Source organism: Candidatus Paracaedimonas acanthamoebae, from assembly GCA_017307065.1.
GTDB classification, from domain to species: domain Bacteria; phylum Pseudomonadota; class Alphaproteobacteria; order Caedimonadales; family Caedimonadaceae; genus Paracaedimonas; species Paracaedimonas acanthamoebae_A.
In genome coordinates this window covers 69,281-86,894 of record JAFKGL010000013.1, presented here as the reverse complement: position 1 = coordinate 86,894, position 17,614 = coordinate 69,281, and the positions used below count along the sequence as shown (strand labels likewise).

Here is a 17,614-nt window from a genome sequence, read left to right as displayed (position 1 = left end):
CAACTTAAACCTCAAATTTTATAATTTTTTTGACGGATATAATCGTTGCTGCCACAAGGCCAAATATTAATATTAAAAGCTTATTTCCTAGAGGATCGTGAAGAAAAAAATCTAAGTAGCTAGGGTTAGTTCTCATGACAGCAGCCCACACAACAAAAGGTATAGAAGTAAGAACAACAGCGCTTCCTTTACTTTCTGCTGAGAACACTTTTATTTTCATTCTAATTTCTTTTGTTTTATGCAACATCGTCACAATATTTTCTAAAACTTCATGCAGGCCACCTCCTGATTTACGCTGAATAATAAGGGCACTTGCGAAAAAAAAGAAATCTGGAACATTCACTCTGTGAGCCGCAGAATGGATAACTTTTTCAAAGGGGATACCAAAATCCAATTCATGCAGCATACGCGTAAATTCATCTTTTAAAGGTGCTTTTGTTTCTCTAATCACAACGGGAAAAGTTTTTTCAATTGTACTTCCAGCTTTAATACCTCGCGCAATAATATCTACGGCATGAGCAAGCTCATCAACAATTTTTGCTCTTTGTCTTGCCACCATAAACTCTATAAGCACATAAAATATAAGGAAATGTCCTATCAAACTTCCACCAATTGCAAGTAAGATATTAAAGTCTGTAAAAAATTTTACTGCCGAAAAATTGATACACCATGTTAGCAAGAAAGCAATAATTAACACTCGTATTTCTAATTTGAGGCCGCTTTGATGAATCCATAGATAAAACTGCTCTACTTTTTTAGGATTACGAAGAAGATACTGTTTTAATTTCTTTTCTATAAGTGTTTGCTTGGTCGGAATTTTTTTAAAATTCTCTTGATTCAAAAAGGTCGTATCTCTTCCTTCTAACATTTTATTAATCCGAGATTGTAGATTAGTTTTCTTTTCAACTAATTCATTAATGCCATACACGAGCCCCAAGATAATCAAAAATAAGATTAAACTACTATATAAGAAGATATCTTGATTCATGATGAGATCAATTTTAAGAAGTTATTTAAAGCATTTCCAGCACCATGATTTTCTATTTTTTCACATAATTTTTTTGGTAGATCTTGGAACTCAAAATCCCCTTTAATCTTTCCTTTTTCTTCCGTTATATTATTAAATAGAAAAACGTCTTGGATATTAATTTTATTATCCTCAAGTCCCGTAACACTACTTATTTGAGTGACTCGTCGCACACCATCTTTCATACGAGAGACATGAACGATTAAATCAATTGCATCTGCAATATAACCTTTCACAACTTGGTTAGGAAAATCATGACCTGCCATGAGCAACATATTTTCTATTCGATGAAGAGCTTCCCTTGTATTATTGGAGTGTAACGTTGACATAGAGCCATTATGTCCTGTGTTCATCGCTTGTAACATGTCAAATGCTTCAGCTCCTCGACATTCCCCAATAACAAGGCGATCTGGCCTCATTCGTAAAGCATTTCTTAAAAGATCACTGATAGTAATAAGACCTGCCCCTTCCATATTTGAAGGCCTACTCTCTAATCTAACAACATGAGGTAAAGATAATTTCAACTCGGCAGAATCTTCAATAGAAACCACTCTTTCTGAAGGATCTATAAGCCCAGATAAAGCGTTTAAGAGAGTTGTCTTTCCAGCACCTGTTCCTCCAGAAATAATAATATTAAGGCGTGCTTCAGCTGCCATTTTTAAGAACTCAGCCATCTTGGGAGAAAGGCTATTATATTGTACTAAATCATTTAATTTTATGTTTTGTTGCTGGAATTTACGTATAGAAATAGAAGCTCCCCCTAACGCAACAGGAGGAATAATGATATTAACACGACTTCCATCTTGCAAACGTGCATCAACCATCGGGCTCAATTCGTCGATACGCCGCCCTACTTGGCTCGCAATTCTCTGTGCAATCTGTAAAACATGTTTTTCATCTCGAAAAACAATATCTGTTTTAAAGAGCTTTCCAAATCTTTCCACAAAAACAAGATCATAAGAATTTATAAGAATGTCATTTATAGTTGAGTCTTTAAGTAAAATTTCAAGAGGCCCTAACCCCACCATATCATCCATAATATCATTAATGATATCTTGTAACTCTTTCCGACTTACTTGGGCTTGATGTTCTTCTGAATATTCTAAGACATAATGCTCAATTTCATGTCTTAGTTCCGAACTTGGCATTTTTGCCGCTGCAACTAAATCAATGTGCTTAATAATACGATCAAAAACTTTTTCTTTAAAAATCACAATATTTGGAGATTGATTAACCACTTTTGTTTTATAGTGATTATTTTCTTGAGAACTATGGCCCCCTTGTTTTACCGCATTCATCTTATCTGTAGGGCCTGAGTTTAATAAAGAGACCTTTTGGGGAGCTGTATCAACGAATTCTGATATTTCTTTACGACCAAACCCTGACATCATTCCCTCTTTTCTTCATTTATTGATTCGAGGATATCGCAATAGGCTTAAAAAAAACTTAAAATTTTAAGTTTTTTAGATATCCCAAAATGCCTTTAAATTCTTTATGATTCATCTCTTTTCCTAATAATCGATTTACGATCGCTAAAACCCCTTTGTAAACTGACCCTTTCATCTTATTGGCAAGGGGAATCCCATCTCTTAAAGCTTCCAAAGGATTGAGAGGATCAAAAGCTATTTCAAGGGTAACTTTATGCTGCAGAGCTTCTTCAAACATTTCGCGAGTTAATTCTCCTGCCTTATACTGATTTAGCTTGTTTGCAATAATAATGATCTCTTGATCTGGCACCAAACGGTCTTTACAAAGCTCTAAAAATCTAGATGTTTCTTTGAGACCTATAAGAGAATAATCCGTTGTCACAACAACAATATTTGATCTTTGCAACAAAAATGTATTTGATGGCGTTGAGAAATTTCGCGGCAGATCAGCCAAAATGAAGTGAACATTAGAGAGTAGTTCTTGTGTTATTGATTCAATCGCTTTTAAACCAATATCTGGCTGGTCTTGTAGAGATGTTTGAGAACTTAAAATCGTAAGATTTTGCCCAACATGCGTCATAGATCTATTGATTAAAGTCTCATCAATACGCTCAGGTGTTTCAAAAAGTTCTTGCAATCCTACGGAAGGTTCTAGATTAAAAAAATGCGGAATAATTCCTAATTGAATATCTAAATCTATAATACTAACTCTTTTGCTTTCTTTCTCTGCAAGCACCCATGCGCTATTCGCAACTAAAGTTGAGACACCAACCCCACCATGCGACCCAACGAATGTCACCAATTTACCAGATTTATTAAATTTTCCTGGTTGAGCGACTTTTTTATCCCCTACCAGAATATGCTCTAGAGCCTTAAAAATATGAGCTGACGTTAAAGGCTTAACAAGATAATCTTTGATCCCCAAATGTATTAAATCTCTAAAAAGACCGACCTCATTACGATTCCCAACAGTAATAACTTCTACACCAGGTTCACAAACTTCCGCTAACTTCATCATATCTGTCATTGGAAGTTTTGAATCACTAATATCGACGACTAAAACATCTGGTGATTGATTAGCTTTGAGATATTTTAGACACTCTTCTATGCCCCCTTTTTTGACCTCTAAAGAAAGCCCTAAATTATTCAAGGATGTCGCCTGCATAACCTCAATTGAAGTATCATCAGATAAAAAACATAGTAAGGTGTTTAAATTATTATCTTTACTCACGTGAGAACCTCTTTTCTTCTCTATTGTGCCTTGTCAAATCTTTCAACTTTTATTGCTTTTATTTTATCTGTTTGATAGCGCTCAATACTCATACTATTATATTGACCATCAGAACTTTTTAGATCTTTCCCAGCAATCAAATCTTGGGGATCAGTAACCATTTGTGCTAAATTATGGTTTGTTGTGTAACCAAAATTTTCTTCTCCTTCTGGCGCAACTGAACCATCCATCACTTGCCCCCATCCTGGACTCTTGAGAGCTTGCCGATCATACCATTCCACCTCAATAACAACCATCTCAGGCTCCCATTTCACCTGTGAAATCGCCCCATTAATTTTATCCAGGATTTGAATCGAAGAATTTGGAATCCCTAAACGATCAAGAATTCGAACCAAATGATTAATCCGTGCTTTTGTTAGAGAGTTTTCCCCCGCAGACTTCAGATGAGGCCCTACAATATTTATTCGAATATCTTGTATTTTTTGAGCTTTCTCAACCTTGTCTTTAAGATCAAGAACCTCCTTAGTCGTCAGCTTAACTCGATGTTTTGATTTATAGTGAATTAATTGAGAGGCAGTTCTCTTCTTTACTAAAGGTTCTTCAGGACGAGTATAACTTATGTTTTTCTCCATATAACATCCCGGTAACATAACAGAAGAAGTTAGGAGTAGTGCAGCTATTTTCTTAAACATATTATTCCTCTTATTCTACGTTAAAACCAGCAACACCAAAGAGCTGATGCTCGGAAATTTCTTTACCATCTTGATCTGGTCTTACATTTTTTCGGTTAAGTCTTTTCATAAAAAGTGTTTCCAAATTAGAAGCATATTTTATACCATCTGTTGGTAATTGAAGTGCTTTTGGATCTGAATTAGGTTCCACAATGTAAGGAGTCACAATGATTACAAGTTCACTCTGTTCACGCTTGAAATCAGTCGATCTAAAGAGAGCACCTAAAACTGGAATATCTCCAAATCCAGGAAGTTGAGAATACGCATTTGCTGTACTAGCTGTAATAAGTCCAGCAATTGCTAAACTCTGACCACTGCCAAGTTCGACAGATGTTTCTGCACGTCTTGTTTTAAGAGCAGGAACTCGCACAGGAGCTGATGATGTACCTACCGGGATCGCAAGAGCATTACTATCATCTAATTCACTTACTTCTGGGCGAACTCTTAAATTAATAGAATTCCCAGAAAGCACTGTAGGTGTAAAAGCAAGACTTATACCAAATTGCTTAAATTCAATGGTAATATTGGTATCTTGAGGAACTGGAAAAGGAAATTCTCCTCCCGCCAAGAAGCTTGCTGTCTCACCTGAAACCGCAATTAAGTTTGGTTCTGCTAAAATTGTCCCCAAACCTTCTTGATCTAAGGCATCAATCAAAGCGCTAAAATTACTCACCCCATCATTGAATCCTGCTCCTACACTTGATAACTGAGGTATTCCATTATTTCGATCAAAAACACCGTTTACAATAGGAGCTCGTCCCGTCATCAAACCATACGTGAAATGAGCCGGAGAATTAATAGCAGATGACCAATTGATATTTAATTTATTCAGGGTTGATCTTCTGACTTCAGCAATTTTTACCTTCAATAAAACTTGTGTCTTGGTGCCAATCTGTAGATTGTTGATAATGTTATCTTTTGTTCCAATATGTTTTGCCGCAACATCGACAATCTTCTTTGCTGTCTCAGGTGTCGATATTTTTCCATTTAAAACAACCCCACCAGGCGTTGAGATTGTTTGAATATCTTCATAAGGATAAAGCGCTTTCAAGGTTTGATTAAGTTGCGCCAAATTATGCGTGACTTTGAGTTGAAGCTGTAAAATAAGCTTTCCTTCTTTATTGGTCGCAAATATAGTTGTTACACCGGGTTTATTTCCAAAAACATAGGCAACCCGAGGATTATTGAGTTGAACATCTGCAATCTCAGGATTTGCAACAAAAACCTCTGTAACTTGATCTTCGAGATGAATTGTTTCTGCTACATTCTGTTCAATTATCATTTCTTTAATTGCGTACACATTATTTATAAAAAATGTAAACCCAACTATATAAATAAAGAGCTTTGTTTTAGCCTTAATTAAATGATACATTTTTTATCCCTTTATTAATTTTATATCTTCTATTCATTAAAAGTAACTTGAGATTTATCTTTTCCTCGGATCATTGTTATAAGTTTTATTTTATCATCCACAGGGGCTTGCTCCACTTTCACAGGAGCCGCATTTTCATCTAAAGTTCCCTTAAAAGCACTGCGCAAACTAATAACAATTTCTCCGCCGCGGATCGAAGCTGCGAGATCTTCTGCCTGATCAGCCGTCACTTCTAACGTCATTGTTTTTGGTTGATCTGATTTATTTCCATCAACATTCTGTAAAGAACGATCTACAGCAAGGATTCGAACACCTTTAATGATTGTTTGCCCAAAATATCCTTCACCACGTTCTTGAGACCTTTTAGGAATCACAACATCGATAAGATCTCCCGGAGCGATAAAACCTGGAGCGTTAGCTATTTTTGAAAAAGGAATTGTAACGCCTCTCATCCCTGTCCGAATAATAGCTGATAGGATGCTTTTTCCAGGACTTACAACATTTGAGAGCTTAACAGGTTCATTAGCTAAGATCGCAAATCTTACAGTAGATCCATTAAGAGTCTTTAATTCTTCTGTTTTATCTTTTGTAATATAATTCGGATTTAAAGCGTCAGTAGGCCATTCTTTCCAAACAAGTTTATCAACAGAGATAATTGTGCCAGGAGATAATTCTGTCGGCGCTGTTAAGACAAGAACTATATTCTCTTGGGCTTTTTTAGCGGCAGATTTATTATTCTTGTTAAAAAAGCTTTGCAATAACAAAGACAGTAAAACAGCAAAAACTAAGGACCCCAGAACGAGTAATATACTTTTAGATCTCATTTTAAGCCCCCCAAATTTTTATGTAGGTTATAACGAAACATCCCCCACATATTGCGACACCATAAGGAAGAATTACCTTTTTGCTTTCTGGTGAACGGCTTTCTTTAAAAGGCAATTCTTGATATCGTTTATAAAACGTCCACAGAATTCCATCCTGAAGAAACTTAGTTAAAAATATATTTATTTTTAGACGAATTTTATCTATTTCATCTGACCATTTGAGATAAAAGATTCCTAAAAAACATCCCAAAATACTTGTAGCCAAGATAAATAAAAGAAAATTTGAGTTCTCTGACCACAAAGCAGAAGCCGCTAAAAGCTTTGCATCACCGGCTCCAAATACTCGAACAGCATAGAGTAAAAAACTTACTATTAGAGTTCCTGAAGCCAAAAGAACAGCCTCTGTAATGCTTTCGAGAGGATAAAAAATAGCCCCTCCCATAAAGAAACACAAAACCATAAGGATACAAATTATATTGGGAATACGAAAAAAGAGGAAATCAAAGACTGCCGCACAACAAGCTAACAGGCTAAAAATAATATAAAATGTCTGCACTTTTTATCTCTCCCCCTAATTTCCAAAACTTTTAATTAACGTTGACTTAAATTGTGATTAACCATATCCTTCAACTTATTAAATTTTTGTTAATGCAATAGAATTATATGAAAAGTAGATTTTTATTTCAAAATAATGTATTACTTACTTATAATAATAAATAAAGGCCAAATAAATGAAGTTTAAGATCGAAAATTTTACCCCTCTATTACTTGCCTCAATATTAATGTGTGGGTGTGCAGATCACGAAAAAAACTATGTCGATAGTTCTTCAGCTTCTTTATTAAGAATTGCAGAATCGATGCAAAAATCTCAAGATTTTACAACGGCTAAAAAACTTTATCAGCAAATTTTAGAGACCTCTCCTGATCATGTAGACGCTCAGATTGGCCTTGCCACAATGCTTACTAAAGAAGGAAAAATAGAGGAAGCGATACAACTTCTTGAGGAAGCAACAAAACTTCATCCTCAACATCTTCCTGCCTTAAAAGCCCTTGGAAAGATTTATATCGCGACAAATAAAAGCGAGAAATGTGAAATTGTTTATAAGACAATGAATCAAATTGCCCCCACAGATGCTCTTATTCTCAACGGCTTGGGTATTTGTTCAGACCTTAAAAGTCAGCATCATCAAGCTCAAATATGGTATAAAAAAGCGCTTGAAATAGAGCAAAATAATATCAGCATTCAATCGAATTTGGGCTTATCTTTAGCTCTAGAAGGAAAAATTGAAGAAGGGATTAATTACCTAACTAAATTAAGCCAAAATCCTAAGGCAACGCCAAATGTGAAACATAATCTTGCAGTGGCCTATGCCTTGGCAGGTGACAGCCAAAAAGCAAATCAATATTTTAAAGATGGCCTTGATCAAAAATCTATCCAAAAAAATATTAATTTCTTATCGTCTCTTAGTACGCAAGAAAATTCAACCTTAACAATTAAACCCTCAAAACTTGAATCTCAAGAATCTCCAAAAGGATCGAGTAAGCCTCTTAAAAATAAAAAGAAAAATCTCACAAAAAAACAGATAAATTCTTCTTCTGCAGGTTTCAATCTTCCCCAAAAAAGCGCTGAAACTCCTTCTATCCAGCCAAAAAATTCTGACGCAAAAAAACCTCTAAAATCCGAAAAAAAAGAACCTTTACTCAACAACAATAATTTTCTTGACGGTTTCTCCGATTTGACTGAAGAACGTGTTTAATTGAGTTGAATTTTCAGCTTGAAAAGCCCATTCAGCTTTGCTGGCGCATTGTTTATAAATCGTTTTTGCTTGTGAATCAGACACTTGAAAGGTTACCGTAAATATCTGAATACCCGCTGCCTTAATCTTAGTGCATAAATCTATTAACCGATTATCTATTTTCGTTCTTGTTTGTGAAATAGTGGTCGTCCCAAGAAGATTATCCTGAAGACGTCCATAGGCTGTAGGATCTCCAACGGGTTGGTACCCACTTTCATCGTACCAATTATTCTCACCATCGGTCATAATTAAAACATATTTTGTTATTTTATCATAAGCTTGCGGGCTAATACCATTCCATAAGCCGCTCCATTTAGGTGAGATCGTATTCCATCCCCACACAAGCCCTAAATTACCAAAAGTTCCCCCCCCATAGACAGGTTCAAATGTTGCTATCTTGGCCTTAAGCGCATCGCGATTATTCGTCAAAGGCATGATAGCAGGACCACAACTTCTATTAGGGCCAATCTTTACGCTCCCAATAGACGTCTTTACCGTCACGGTACCATTAGAATTTGCAACCCAATCATTATCGCCTTTACTTGAGCCATATTTCCCATAAGTTGACTCCGTATAGTAAACTGGCCATTTACGAGTTGAACTAGGGGCATCATCTTTATCCATTACGCTTCCTGTATCAACCGCTTTTACGCATCCTTCCCACGGAACTTTTTTAGGGAATGTATTGACAGTTGCGGGATCAGAAAGCCACGCCGTGTATTGGGTCCCGATGTTCACAGCTGCCACATAAGGCACGATGGAGATCGCCATATTTTCTTTTGTATTATCCATTCCATAAATAGTTGTAATAAGATTTGTGGCGGCAGTCTTAAGACCTGTCATTTTTCCATTTGAAGCCATCGACCCTGTCACATCTAAGACAAGAGCCATTTCAAACCCTTCAAATGAGCGTTGAACTTTCGAAAATGCATGAACTTGAAGTGATAAAACATCTGCAAATTTTCCAAGAATGGTTGGCATACTGCCGGAAACAGAAACGGTCACAAATTTTTGATCACTAGAAACACTTATTTGCGGTGTGACATTAACATCCTGAGTTCCATTAATAAAATTAGCATAAAATATTTTGCTTGCATTTGACTGCACATCACTAACGTTATAGCGCGCTCCCGCAAGTGCTGCCGCATCTGCAGCATAGGCTAACTGGGTATTAATATAAGAAGCCCGAGAAACCTCAATGGCAATTGCAGCAAAAATAATGAAAGGAACAAGAAGAAAAGCAAACATTATATAAACAGCACCGTCTTCGTTGCGCTTTATTTCTCTTATATATTTTTTTAATTCTCTTATCATTATCACTCAGCCTCTAATGAAATCATGCTTCCGACTCTCGGGACAAAAACAGAAGTATGATAAAGTGTTTTATTTGAGATAAATCCTGTAAAAATAATGGGCTTATATTGATAAAAGACTTCTGTCACGACAACAGCCATATCATTCAAGACCTTAAGATTATTAGGCATATTGTTTGGATAAGATCCCGCCGTGCCCAAACGACTTGTTGCACCATTTATTGGGACTTGCCAAGAAATAACCATTTTCGATGGATCCGTTGATAAACCACTATTATAAACTTGAGTAACAGCGATGCTCCCGCCTGTATTGAAATCAAAAAAAGGCTTTAGAAAAGAGCGTGCTGTATTTAAAAGTCCTGTAATTTCACTTTTCTTAATATTATCTCGCGTAATGGCATCCCCAAAAACCGCCGCTGTTCGAGCAAGTTTATTATTCAACAAGGTAAACATCACAAGCTCAAACACGCCCGCACTCAGCAAAAAAACAAGGGGTAAAATAAGGGCAAATTCAATCATCACATTCCCTTGTTTTTTCCGAAAAAAATTAATTAAAAATTTCACATTATCCTCTTTAATTTTCAAAACCTTCGTTCATAACCGGTGTTTGTGCCTTTAAAACAATTAAGTTAGAACTTCCAAAAATAGGAAATATCGTATCCCATGTATACTGAACTTGATATTTAACAGCTTGATTCCCAGTTCCTGCCCCATTTGACGCCGATGTATTGGCATCTAAAGCTTGGAAAGTTGGATAAGAATTAATTGTAATGATAAGATTACTAGGGTTTATAAGCCCGCCACTATAATTTTTGGCGATTGTTTGAATGACGTTGCGAATCTGACTATCGCGCGAAGAGCCTCCTTGAGCCGTAATTCCGTAACGAGCCCCTTCCCGAATAGAGGCTTCTAATGCATTATCAATTGTCAGCACCGCTCCCATCTGAATGACCGCGAAAATAAAGAAAATAAAAAGGGGCGCTAGCAAGGAAAATTCTACAACGGACGCCCCTTTTTCATCAGACATTCGGTGGAAAAAAATTTTTCCTGATTTATTTAGATTTTTCCTCATTATGAGGGCCTCACCCAAGTAATAGACCTACTATAATTATAAGAAAAATCGATTAAAAATTGGTTAAGCTTGCCTTAAATAAAGCGTACTATTAAAAGAATTTTAATTGTCAATGGCGTGGTACAGATATTGAATTTTGACTATTATTTTCTTTGAGATATTAATCCAAAATGAGCCAAATATCCAGAATAGACCAATTCCCATTAAAGTAATGATTTCACAAAATTTAGAGTTTCAAACCCTTTAACGAACTCCCAGCCCGTAAAGAATTAAGAATAAACCATTTGTGTAAGTAAGGAGATCAGTAATTTTTGAGGCATCTAAATCTTCCGCCGTCTGATCTTCCTTAAAACATCCATGAATTTTCAAAAGATGAGATTTAAGTAAATTATAATTTTTAAAGTAGCTTTGAGTAATAGATGCTTTTCTATTTTTTTCAATTTCTTTAAGAGCCTGCTCGGCTAGTGCTGAGGGATGTTCAGGATCTTCAAAAAATTTTTGCGCATTAAGTTTAGTGACTTGCTCAGAGTTGAGTCGATAAAAATTCACGAGCTTATTATATATACGGCTAAAACTTCTTTGATCAATTTCATCTTCATCTAATTGTAAAACTGGATTACTTGCCTGTACGTTATTGATGGAAATGATTATAAAAAGAACAAAAAAAATGAAGGCTTTTTTCCACATAATCAGGGCTTTCTTAATTATCTATTATTACTTTATGACCTAGATAAAGCTTTTGTATACTTTTACTATCACTTCCCTTCTGTTTTATGTCAAGGGAAACTAATAGTTGTTCCCCATCCTCAGAGAGAAAAACTTTTTTTCCCAACAATTTTGTAGGCTCGTTCTTTTTAAAAACTCTACCCTCATATTTTATCTTTAATATATTAGGGGATATATAAAATTTTTGCCCTTTTTCTATAATTTCAATGGAGTCATCAGTAACCTTTGTACTTGCAGGATCATGTATGCAAATAGCCTCTGAGAATACTAAAGAATATATTTGGTCAGTAAATTGAAAATGATCAGTAAATTGGCTATAAAAACCTTCTTTTGTGACATTAATTGTTCCTGCTATCCCAGTAGAAAGGATAGGAAGTTTAGTTTCCTGTAAACGATTTAATCTTGCACAAACAACTGGTTTTTTACTTTCCTTTGTTTTTTCTTCGTCTTTAAATGTGAGATAACGATGTGCGACTTGAAGCTCATAATGTTCCCATAGCTCTTTTTTTCTTTTTTGAAGATGAGCTTTTTCTTTATAAGCTTTTTTATATAATTTGATAAGATCGGTGGATGGATGCCGATACATCGATCCTGCACCTGCAGAAATCCCCAATACGTGGGGAGCAAATAAATCTAACATTGAATATGAAAGATTTTTTTCAGCACCATGATGAGGTAACATTAACATAATAATATAAGGAATCTGTCCATGGAGATGAGCATCAACCCTAACTCTCATCAGTTCTTCTGCAGGTATAGTGATAGGTTCATCATCTAACATAGATTCCCCTGAAGTAGATTTGTTAGCTGGCTGAATAGCAATCTGCTTGCTAATTTTCTTTTGGATTTTTAGAAAAACTTCAGGACCTGCATCTCCTGTGCAAATGAATGTTTTTTCTAGATTAGGCATACGAAAAGAAATAACAGGTGAATGATTGTTAATATTATCAGATATTTGATTCATGAGCCAAATATAAATATTCTGTAAACGCTCATCATTTAAAAAATTTACCCAAAAAGGATTCTCTGTAGTGTTTTGAGGATCTATAGCTTGCATTGTTTGTAAGAAGATTGAGAAGTTTCCTTGGAACATTTTTGGCAGATAAGTGTCGCTTCCTAGAGGATGCTTATTTGAAGGGTGATAAGTTAACAGAAAATCTTTAATCTCCTGATAGTTTAAAGTGGAATAAGGTGTCTTAAGATCTGAAGGCCAAAAATAAGGAAAAGTAAAGTGTGTTTTTGCTGGATGTGAGCGCATTCTAGTTGATATAAAACTAAAGAGTTCCTTAATATCTTTCTTTAGATCTTCTTTATCATTTTCAGCAAAAAAATTTCCACACAGTATAAATAAAACATTTATAGTCGTGGATAAAGAGTCTTTAATTAAGTTAATATGATCTTTATCAGGATGAGATAAAACCACAAATAAATTTTTTACTGTTTTTAGAGTATTTTTAATATTTAATGTTATAGGATTTTCAGGATTTTCTGTATCTGCGTCATTACTAAAACTATTGTCAGAACTTTCTAGACTTCCTTCGGTTGATTCCATATTTGTCGTATGTTCAGGAGACGCTTTTTCTTCTAATAATGTTGCGAGAGGAAGCTTAAGAGAATCCGGAACACTTGGCTTTGATGGTTGAGATAATTCTGTTTTTTTCATCAAAAAAGGTTTAGATTCTTTATTGGACGATTGTATTTTTAAAACTTTACTATTAACGGTTTCTGCTGAGGTTCCACCATCATAAAGAACTGCAAAAGCTTCTCCCGGCCCTTCAACATACATTGCCAACTGAGAATTACCTTGTCCCACGTTAAAAATATAAAATGAATCCTTTAAGGGCATACTTTTAGGAACAATAACTTCTTCTTCATATAGGGGCATAGAAGGTGCTGCCTTGAGCCAATCTGTAATAGTTATTTTTTTTGGCGCAACTGAGGTGAAAGGAGTTTGGAGAGTTGAGGGCAGAGTCGAAAGGATCGGCGATGTAACCGCTGTTGTGTCTAATTCAGGTAAAGTGGGATTACTAGGAACTACAGGGCTGGGCTTCGTGTCCGGGGAATCAACTATATGAATAATCCCTTCATTACTATCGGTATTTTCCTTTAGTTTTCTTTTTTTTGTGGGAGGTCCTTCATTTTCTTCACTTGAATCATCAGAAGCACAAACATTCGTCGTATGAAGCAATGACGTACAAAAGATTGAGAAAACAACCAAAATCCTCTTGAAATGTTGAGTAAAAATCACGATTACGCCCTTTAAAAAGAATTATTATAGCATATAATTTGTGTCAATTGTGAAATTTTAGCTCTGTTCTTTAAGAATTTCTTATTATTACATTGTGAATTATGCGAATCCAATTGGAGTAGATTTATTGTTTAAATTCATAACACTAGCATCAAAATTAATTTAGTAATCCCTTAAACACCAAAGATATTTTAAATAACTTTTTTAGAGATTTATACGCTTGAATTTTACCTATTTTTTAGCCATAGGATTCATCATTTTTTACAATATTATCAGATATTTTTTCCAAAATTTCTTGAAAAATGTAATGATTTATGTTACTATTAATATATAACGTTATGACACAGTGAACATCGATGATTTCCCCTCTATCAGGCGCTAATAGTGGAGATTTCACCAAAACAAATAAAGGAATTATAAGAAAGTGACACCAATATAACAAAGATACGAATAAAAATTTAGGGGCTTTCCCCTTAAAAGATAAAAATTTATAAAAACAAAAGAATAACGGAGGCTTTTATGTCTATTCACGGATGGATTATTATTGATAAACCACTTAACATAACATCAACGGATGTTGTACGAGCTATTAAACGAAAATTCCCCAAGACAAAAGTGGGGCATGCTGGAACTTTAGATCCTTTAGCAACAGGAGTACTTCCTATTGCGTTAGGGGAAGCAACAAAAACAATCCCTTACCTTTCTGATCAAAAAAAGAAATATCGGTTTGAAATCACTTGGGGGCAACAGACAACCACAGATGATGCGGAAGGTGAGCCCATGCTGACTTCTAGTTACCGCCCTTCTGAAGAAGAAATAAAAGCAATCTTGCCGCAATTTACCGGTGAGATTAGCCAAGTCCCGCCCAAATTCTCGGCAATTAAAGTTGAGGGAAAGAGAGCCTATGATTTAGCTCGTAATGGCGAAGACTTTTCTCTTCCTTCACGTCCAATTCACATTTATGCCTTGAGGTTAATTGACGTTAAGTCCCCAGATATTGCTCAATTTGAGGTTGAATGCCAAAAAGGGACTTATGTTCGAAGTCTAGCCCGTGATATCGCAAAAACCCTTGGAACATATGGGTTTGCTAGCATGATTGATCGGACAGCTGTCGGGTCTTTTCATAAAGATGCAGCTTTATCGTATGAAACGCTTGCAATTTGTGATGAAAAGATTCTAAAAAGAGACCATGTGCAAAATCTCATTGCAGGGCTGGACGACATCCCGGCTGTAATGATTGATGAACAGGAAGTTGAGAAAGTTCGTTGCGGTCAAGAACTCAAGACTTCTCTTTCGATTCCTGGTCAACTTTGTCTTCTTTGCCTTCATACGGCAAAGAATCCCATTGCAATTGCACACTTAGAGGGCGTAAGGATTCTGCCCAAACGCGTATTTGTATTAAATTAAACGAAAGAAAGGAATGCACGATGTCGTTACAAAATGAACAAAAACAACAAATTATTAAAGACTTTGCCACTGTCGCAAATGATACAGGATCTCCTGAGGTACAGATTGCTCTTTTAACTACTCGTATTAAAGAGCTCAGTAAACACCTTGAATCACATGTCAAAGACCACCATTCACGCCGTGGGCTTTTAATCATGGTCAACCGTCGTCGCCGTCTTCTTGATTATTTAAAAAGAAGCACTTTTGAAAGATATGAAACGATTATTAAGCGCCTTGGATTGCGCCGTTAGTAAATGCCGTTAGAAGGCTTCAGAAAGGAATAAATAAAAGTATGTTTACAATTCACCGCCAAGAAATGGAATGGGGAGGCCGTCAACTTGTTCTCGAGACAGGAAAAATTGCCCGCCAAGCTGATGGAGCTGTTGTTGCAACCTATGGCGAGACAAGCGTACTCTGTACCGTCGTTGGTGCAAAAACTGTTTCAAAGGATCGAAATTTCTTCCCTTTAACGGTTCATTACCAAGAAAAAGCTTTTGCTGCAGGTAAAATTCCAGGCGGTTTTTTTAAACGTGAAGCGAAACCAAGCGAAAAAGAAGTCTTAATCTCAAGACTCATTGATCGCCCAATTCGCCCACTCTTTCCTGAAGGCTTCTATAACGAAGTTCAAGTTATTTGCACGCTTCTAAGTCATGATCTTGAAACAGATCCAGATATTGTTGCTATTATTGGAGCTTCAGCAGCTCTCGCAATTTCAGGTCTTCCTGTGCATCAGATTCCCGCTGCCGCCAAAGTTGGTTACAAGGATGGTTCATTTATCCTAAATCCAACCTATGCAGATCTTCAAGAATCAGTTCTTGAGCTTGTTGTTGCGGGAACTGAAGAAGGTGTTCTCATGGTTGAATCTGAAGCGCGTGAGCTTTCAGAAGAAACGATGCTTGACGCTGTCATGTTTGGACACAAAGAATTCCAAAAAGTTATCAAGGCGATTCAAAATCTAAAAAAAGATGCAGGAAAGCCTGCTTGGGAAGTTGAAGATCCTAGTGAAAGCGAAAAGGCCATCTTTGCTCAAGTTAAAAAGTTTGCAGAGAAAGACCTACGCACAGCTTACCAAGAAACATCCAAACAAAAACGTTGCAATGGCATCGATCAAGTTCGCCAAGAAATGCTCACAGCTCTTCTCTCTGAAGAACTCCTAGAAGATGTTTTGAATGCGCAATTTAAAAAACTTGAAGAAGAAATCGTGCGCGGTGACATCCTCGAAAATGGTCGTCGTATCGATGGAAGAGATCTAAAAACCGTCCGCCCGATTGAGGCTGAAGTAGGTCTTCTCTCAAGAGCTCATGGAAGTGCGCTTTTCACACGGGGTGAAACACAAGCTCTTGTTGTAACAACACTTGGTACCGCACAAGACGAGCAAATCATTGATGCCCTTGAAGGTGAAAGCCGTCAAAGATTCATGCTTCATTATAACTTCCCGCCTTACTCAGTTGGAGAAGCCGGACGCATGTCTTCCCCAGGACGACGAGAAATTGGACATGGAAAGCTTGCATGGCGCGCTATGAACCCTCTTCTTCCGACGAAAGAACAATTTCCTTACACACTCAGAGTTGTCTCCGAGATTACTGAATCTAATGGTTCTTCTTCCATGGCAACAGTTTGTGGAACCTCTCTTTCATTGATGGATGCAGGTGTTCCTCTCGAACAACCAGTAGCAGGTATCGCTATGGGACTTATCAAGGAAAAAGATAAATTTGCAGTTTTAACAGATATTTTAGGAGATGAAGATCACCTAGGCGACATGGACTTTAAAGTTGCAGGTACGTCTCGCGGTGTGACGTCTCTTCAAATGGATCTCAAAATCACAAGTATCACTGCAGACATTATGAAAGTTGCTCTTGAGCAAGCGCTTGCAGGTCGTCTTCATATCCTGAAGGAAATGGAAAAAGCGATTCAGCAATCCAGAACATCCGTCAAAGATAATGCTCCGCGCATTGTGAGTATACAGATTAATAAAGAGCGTATTCGCGACCTTATTGGTCCAGGTGGTAAAGTTATCCGCGAAATTTGCGAAACAACAGGAACAAAGATCGATATTGCTGAAGATGGAAAAGTTGATATTTCCAGCACCAATCAAGCGAATATTGAGGCTGCAATTGAAAAAATCAAAGCAGCAGCTGGCGATCCTGACATCGGTGCCATTTATAAAGCATCTGTTGTAAAAATTATGGATTTCGGCGCGTTTGTTGAATACTATGGCGAACGTCAAGGCCTTGTTCATGTTAGCCAACTGGCAGTAACTAGAGTTGAAAAAGTCGATGACGTTGTTAAAGTCGGCGATGCTGTTTTCGTCAAATTGCTAGGATTTGATGACCGTGGTAAAGCTAAACTCAGCATGAAGGTCGTTGACCAAGAATCTGGTCAAGATATTGAAGGCTAACCA

Annotated in this window: 16 protein-coding genes; 4 read left to right on the top strand and 12 right to left on the bottom strand. The window is 36.5% G+C overall.

Annotation, left to right across the window (positions count from 1 at the left end; translation table 11 throughout):
- Positions 1 to 4 precede the first annotated feature (4 nt).
- Genes J0H12_02870 through J0H12_02840 form a run of 7 tightly spaced genes read right to left on the bottom strand, consistent with a single transcriptional unit; the run spans position 5 to position 7,168 of the window.
- Entirely contained in the window at positions 5 to 988 is a 984-nt protein-coding gene (locus tag J0H12_02870; protein MBN9412856.1) for a type II secretion system F family protein, read from the bottom strand.
- Positions 985 to 2,415, bottom strand: a complete 1,431-nt coding sequence (locus J0H12_02865; protein ID MBN9412855.1) for a CpaF family protein — start codon at positions 2,413 to 2,415, stop codon at positions 985 to 987. The genes J0H12_02870 and J0H12_02865 overlap by 4 nt, the downstream gene beginning before the upstream one ends.
- 58 nt (positions 2,416 to 2,473) lie before the next feature.
- Positions 2,474 to 3,685 carry an AAA family ATPase gene (locus J0H12_02860; GenBank protein MBN9412854.1) on the bottom strand — a complete coding sequence of 404 codons (1,212 nt, stop codon included), beginning with the start codon at positions 3,683 to 3,685 and terminating at the stop codon, positions 2,474 to 2,476.
- A 20-nt stretch (positions 3,686 to 3,705) separates the two neighbouring features.
- Positions 3,706 to 4,377, bottom strand: coding sequence for a hypothetical protein (locus J0H12_02855; protein ID MBN9412853.1), 672 nt, complete (start codon positions 4,375 to 4,377; stop codon positions 3,706 to 3,708).
- 10 nt (positions 4,378 to 4,387) lie between these two features.
- Positions 4,388 to 5,788 (bottom strand): type II and III secretion system protein family protein, encoded by a 1,401-nt coding sequence (locus tag J0H12_02850; GenBank protein ID MBN9412852.1) that lies wholly within the window; start codon positions 5,786 to 5,788, stop codon positions 4,388 to 4,390.
- A 29-nt stretch (positions 5,789 to 5,817) separates the two neighbouring features.
- On the bottom strand, positions 5,818 to 6,612 hold the full coding sequence (gene cpaB / locus J0H12_02845) for a Flp pilus assembly protein CpaB (protein ID MBN9412851.1): 795 nt from the start codon (positions 6,610 to 6,612) through the stop codon (positions 5,818 to 5,820).
- Position 6,613: 1 nt separating this feature from the next.
- Positions 6,614 to 7,168, bottom strand: a complete 555-nt coding sequence (locus tag J0H12_02840) for a prepilin peptidase (protein ID MBN9412850.1) — start codon at positions 7,166 to 7,168, stop codon at positions 6,614 to 6,616.
- A gap of 175 nt (positions 7,169 to 7,343) precedes the next feature.
- Between J0H12_02840 and J0H12_02835 the strand changes: the two genes are divergently transcribed.
- The gene (locus J0H12_02835; GenBank protein MBN9412849.1) at positions 7,344 to 8,369 is read left to right on the top strand and encodes a tetratricopeptide repeat protein; all 1,026 of its coding nucleotides are present in this window, start codon (positions 7,344 to 7,346) and stop codon (positions 8,367 to 8,369) included.
- Here J0H12_02835 and J0H12_02830 read toward each other — a convergent pair.
- The 5 genes from J0H12_02830 to J0H12_02810 all read right to left on the bottom strand — a co-directional run bounded on the left by J0H12_02830 (position 8,310) and on the right by J0H12_02810 (position 13,767).
- Entirely contained in the window at positions 8,310 to 9,722 is a 1,413-nt protein-coding gene (locus J0H12_02830; protein ID MBN9412848.1) for a hypothetical protein, read from the bottom strand. The genes J0H12_02835 and J0H12_02830 overlap by 60 nt on opposite strands.
- 2 nt (positions 9,723 to 9,724) lie before the next feature.
- Positions 9,725 to 10,285 carry a pilus assembly protein gene (locus J0H12_02825; GenBank protein MBN9412847.1) on the bottom strand — a complete coding sequence of 187 codons (561 nt, stop codon included), beginning with the start codon at positions 10,283 to 10,285 and terminating at the stop codon, positions 9,725 to 9,727.
- 10 nt (positions 10,286 to 10,295) lie between these two features.
- A complete protein-coding gene (locus tag J0H12_02820) occupies positions 10,296 to 10,793 on the bottom strand; it encodes a pilus assembly protein (GenBank protein ID MBN9412846.1) in 498 nt (165 codons plus the stop codon).
- 243 nt (positions 10,794 to 11,036) lie between these two features.
- Positions 11,037 to 11,480, bottom strand: coding sequence for a hypothetical protein (locus J0H12_02815; protein MBN9412845.1), 444 nt, complete (start codon positions 11,478 to 11,480; stop codon positions 11,037 to 11,039).
- A 13-nt stretch (positions 11,481 to 11,493) separates the two neighbouring features.
- Positions 11,494 to 13,767: a hypothetical protein gene (locus J0H12_02810; protein ID MBN9412844.1), complete on the bottom strand. Its 2,274-nt coding sequence runs from the start codon at positions 13,765 to 13,767 to the stop codon at positions 11,494 to 11,496.
- A gap of 519 nt (positions 13,768 to 14,286) precedes the next feature.
- Here J0H12_02810 and truB point away from each other — a divergent pair.
- The 3 genes from truB to pnp are packed head-to-tail and all read left to right on the top strand — an operon-like array spanning position 14,287 to position 17,611.
- Positions 14,287 to 15,174, top strand: a complete 888-nt coding sequence (gene truB, locus J0H12_02805; protein MBN9412843.1) for a tRNA pseudouridine(55) synthase TruB — start codon at positions 14,287 to 14,289, stop codon at positions 15,172 to 15,174.
- 20 nt (positions 15,175 to 15,194) lie between these two features.
- Positions 15,195 to 15,464, top strand: coding sequence for a 30S ribosomal protein S15 (gene rpsO / locus J0H12_02800; protein MBN9412842.1), 270 nt, complete (start codon positions 15,195 to 15,197; stop codon positions 15,462 to 15,464).
- A gap of 41 nt (positions 15,465 to 15,505) precedes the next feature.
- Complete coding sequence (pnp, locus tag J0H12_02795; GenBank protein ID MBN9412841.1) at positions 15,506 to 17,611, top strand: polyribonucleotide nucleotidyltransferase; 2,106 nt, start codon at positions 15,506 to 15,508, stop codon at positions 17,609 to 17,611.
- Positions 17,612 to 17,614: the final 3 nt, after the last annotated feature.

Bases quoted from the DNA above. Each gene is read 5' to 3' on its own strand.
- J0H12_02870 (MBN9412856.1), bottom strand. From the start codon at position 988: ATGAATCAAGATATCTTCTTATATAGTAGTTTAATCTTATTTTTGATT.
- J0H12_02865 (MBN9412855.1), bottom strand. From the start codon at position 2,415: ATGTCAGGGTTTGGTCGTAAAGAAATATCAGAATTCGTTGATACAGCT.
- J0H12_02855 (MBN9412853.1), bottom strand. From the start codon at position 4,377: ATGTTTAAGAAAATAGCTGCACTACTCCTAACTTCTTCTGTTATGTTA.
- J0H12_02850 (MBN9412852.1), bottom strand. From the start codon at position 5,788: ATGTATCATTTAATTAAGGCTAAAACAAAGCTCTTTATTTATATAGTT.
- cpaB (MBN9412851.1), bottom strand. From the start codon at position 6,612: ATGAGATCTAAAAGTATATTACTCGTTCTGGGGTCCTTAGTTTTTGCT.
- J0H12_02835 (MBN9412849.1), top strand. From the start codon at position 7,344: ATGAAGTTTAAGATCGAAAATTTTACCCCTCTATTACTTGCCTCAATA.
- J0H12_02830 (MBN9412848.1), bottom strand. From the start codon at position 9,722: ATGATAAGAGAATTAAAAAAATATATAAGAGAAATAAAGCGCAACGAA.
- J0H12_02820 (MBN9412846.1), bottom strand. From the start codon at position 10,793: ATGAGGAAAAATCTAAATAAATCAGGAAAAATTTTTTTCCACCGAATG.
- J0H12_02815 (MBN9412845.1), bottom strand. From the start codon at position 11,480: ATGTGGAAAAAAGCCTTCATTTTTTTTGTTCTTTTTATAATCATTTCC.
- truB (MBN9412843.1), top strand. From the start codon at position 14,287: ATGTCTATTCACGGATGGATTATTATTGATAAACCACTTAACATAACA.
- rpsO (MBN9412842.1), top strand. From the start codon at position 15,195: ATGTCGTTACAAAATGAACAAAAACAACAAATTATTAAAGACTTTGCC.
- pnp (MBN9412841.1), top strand. From the start codon at position 15,506: ATGTTTACAATTCACCGCCAAGAAATGGAATGGGGAGGCCGTCAACTT.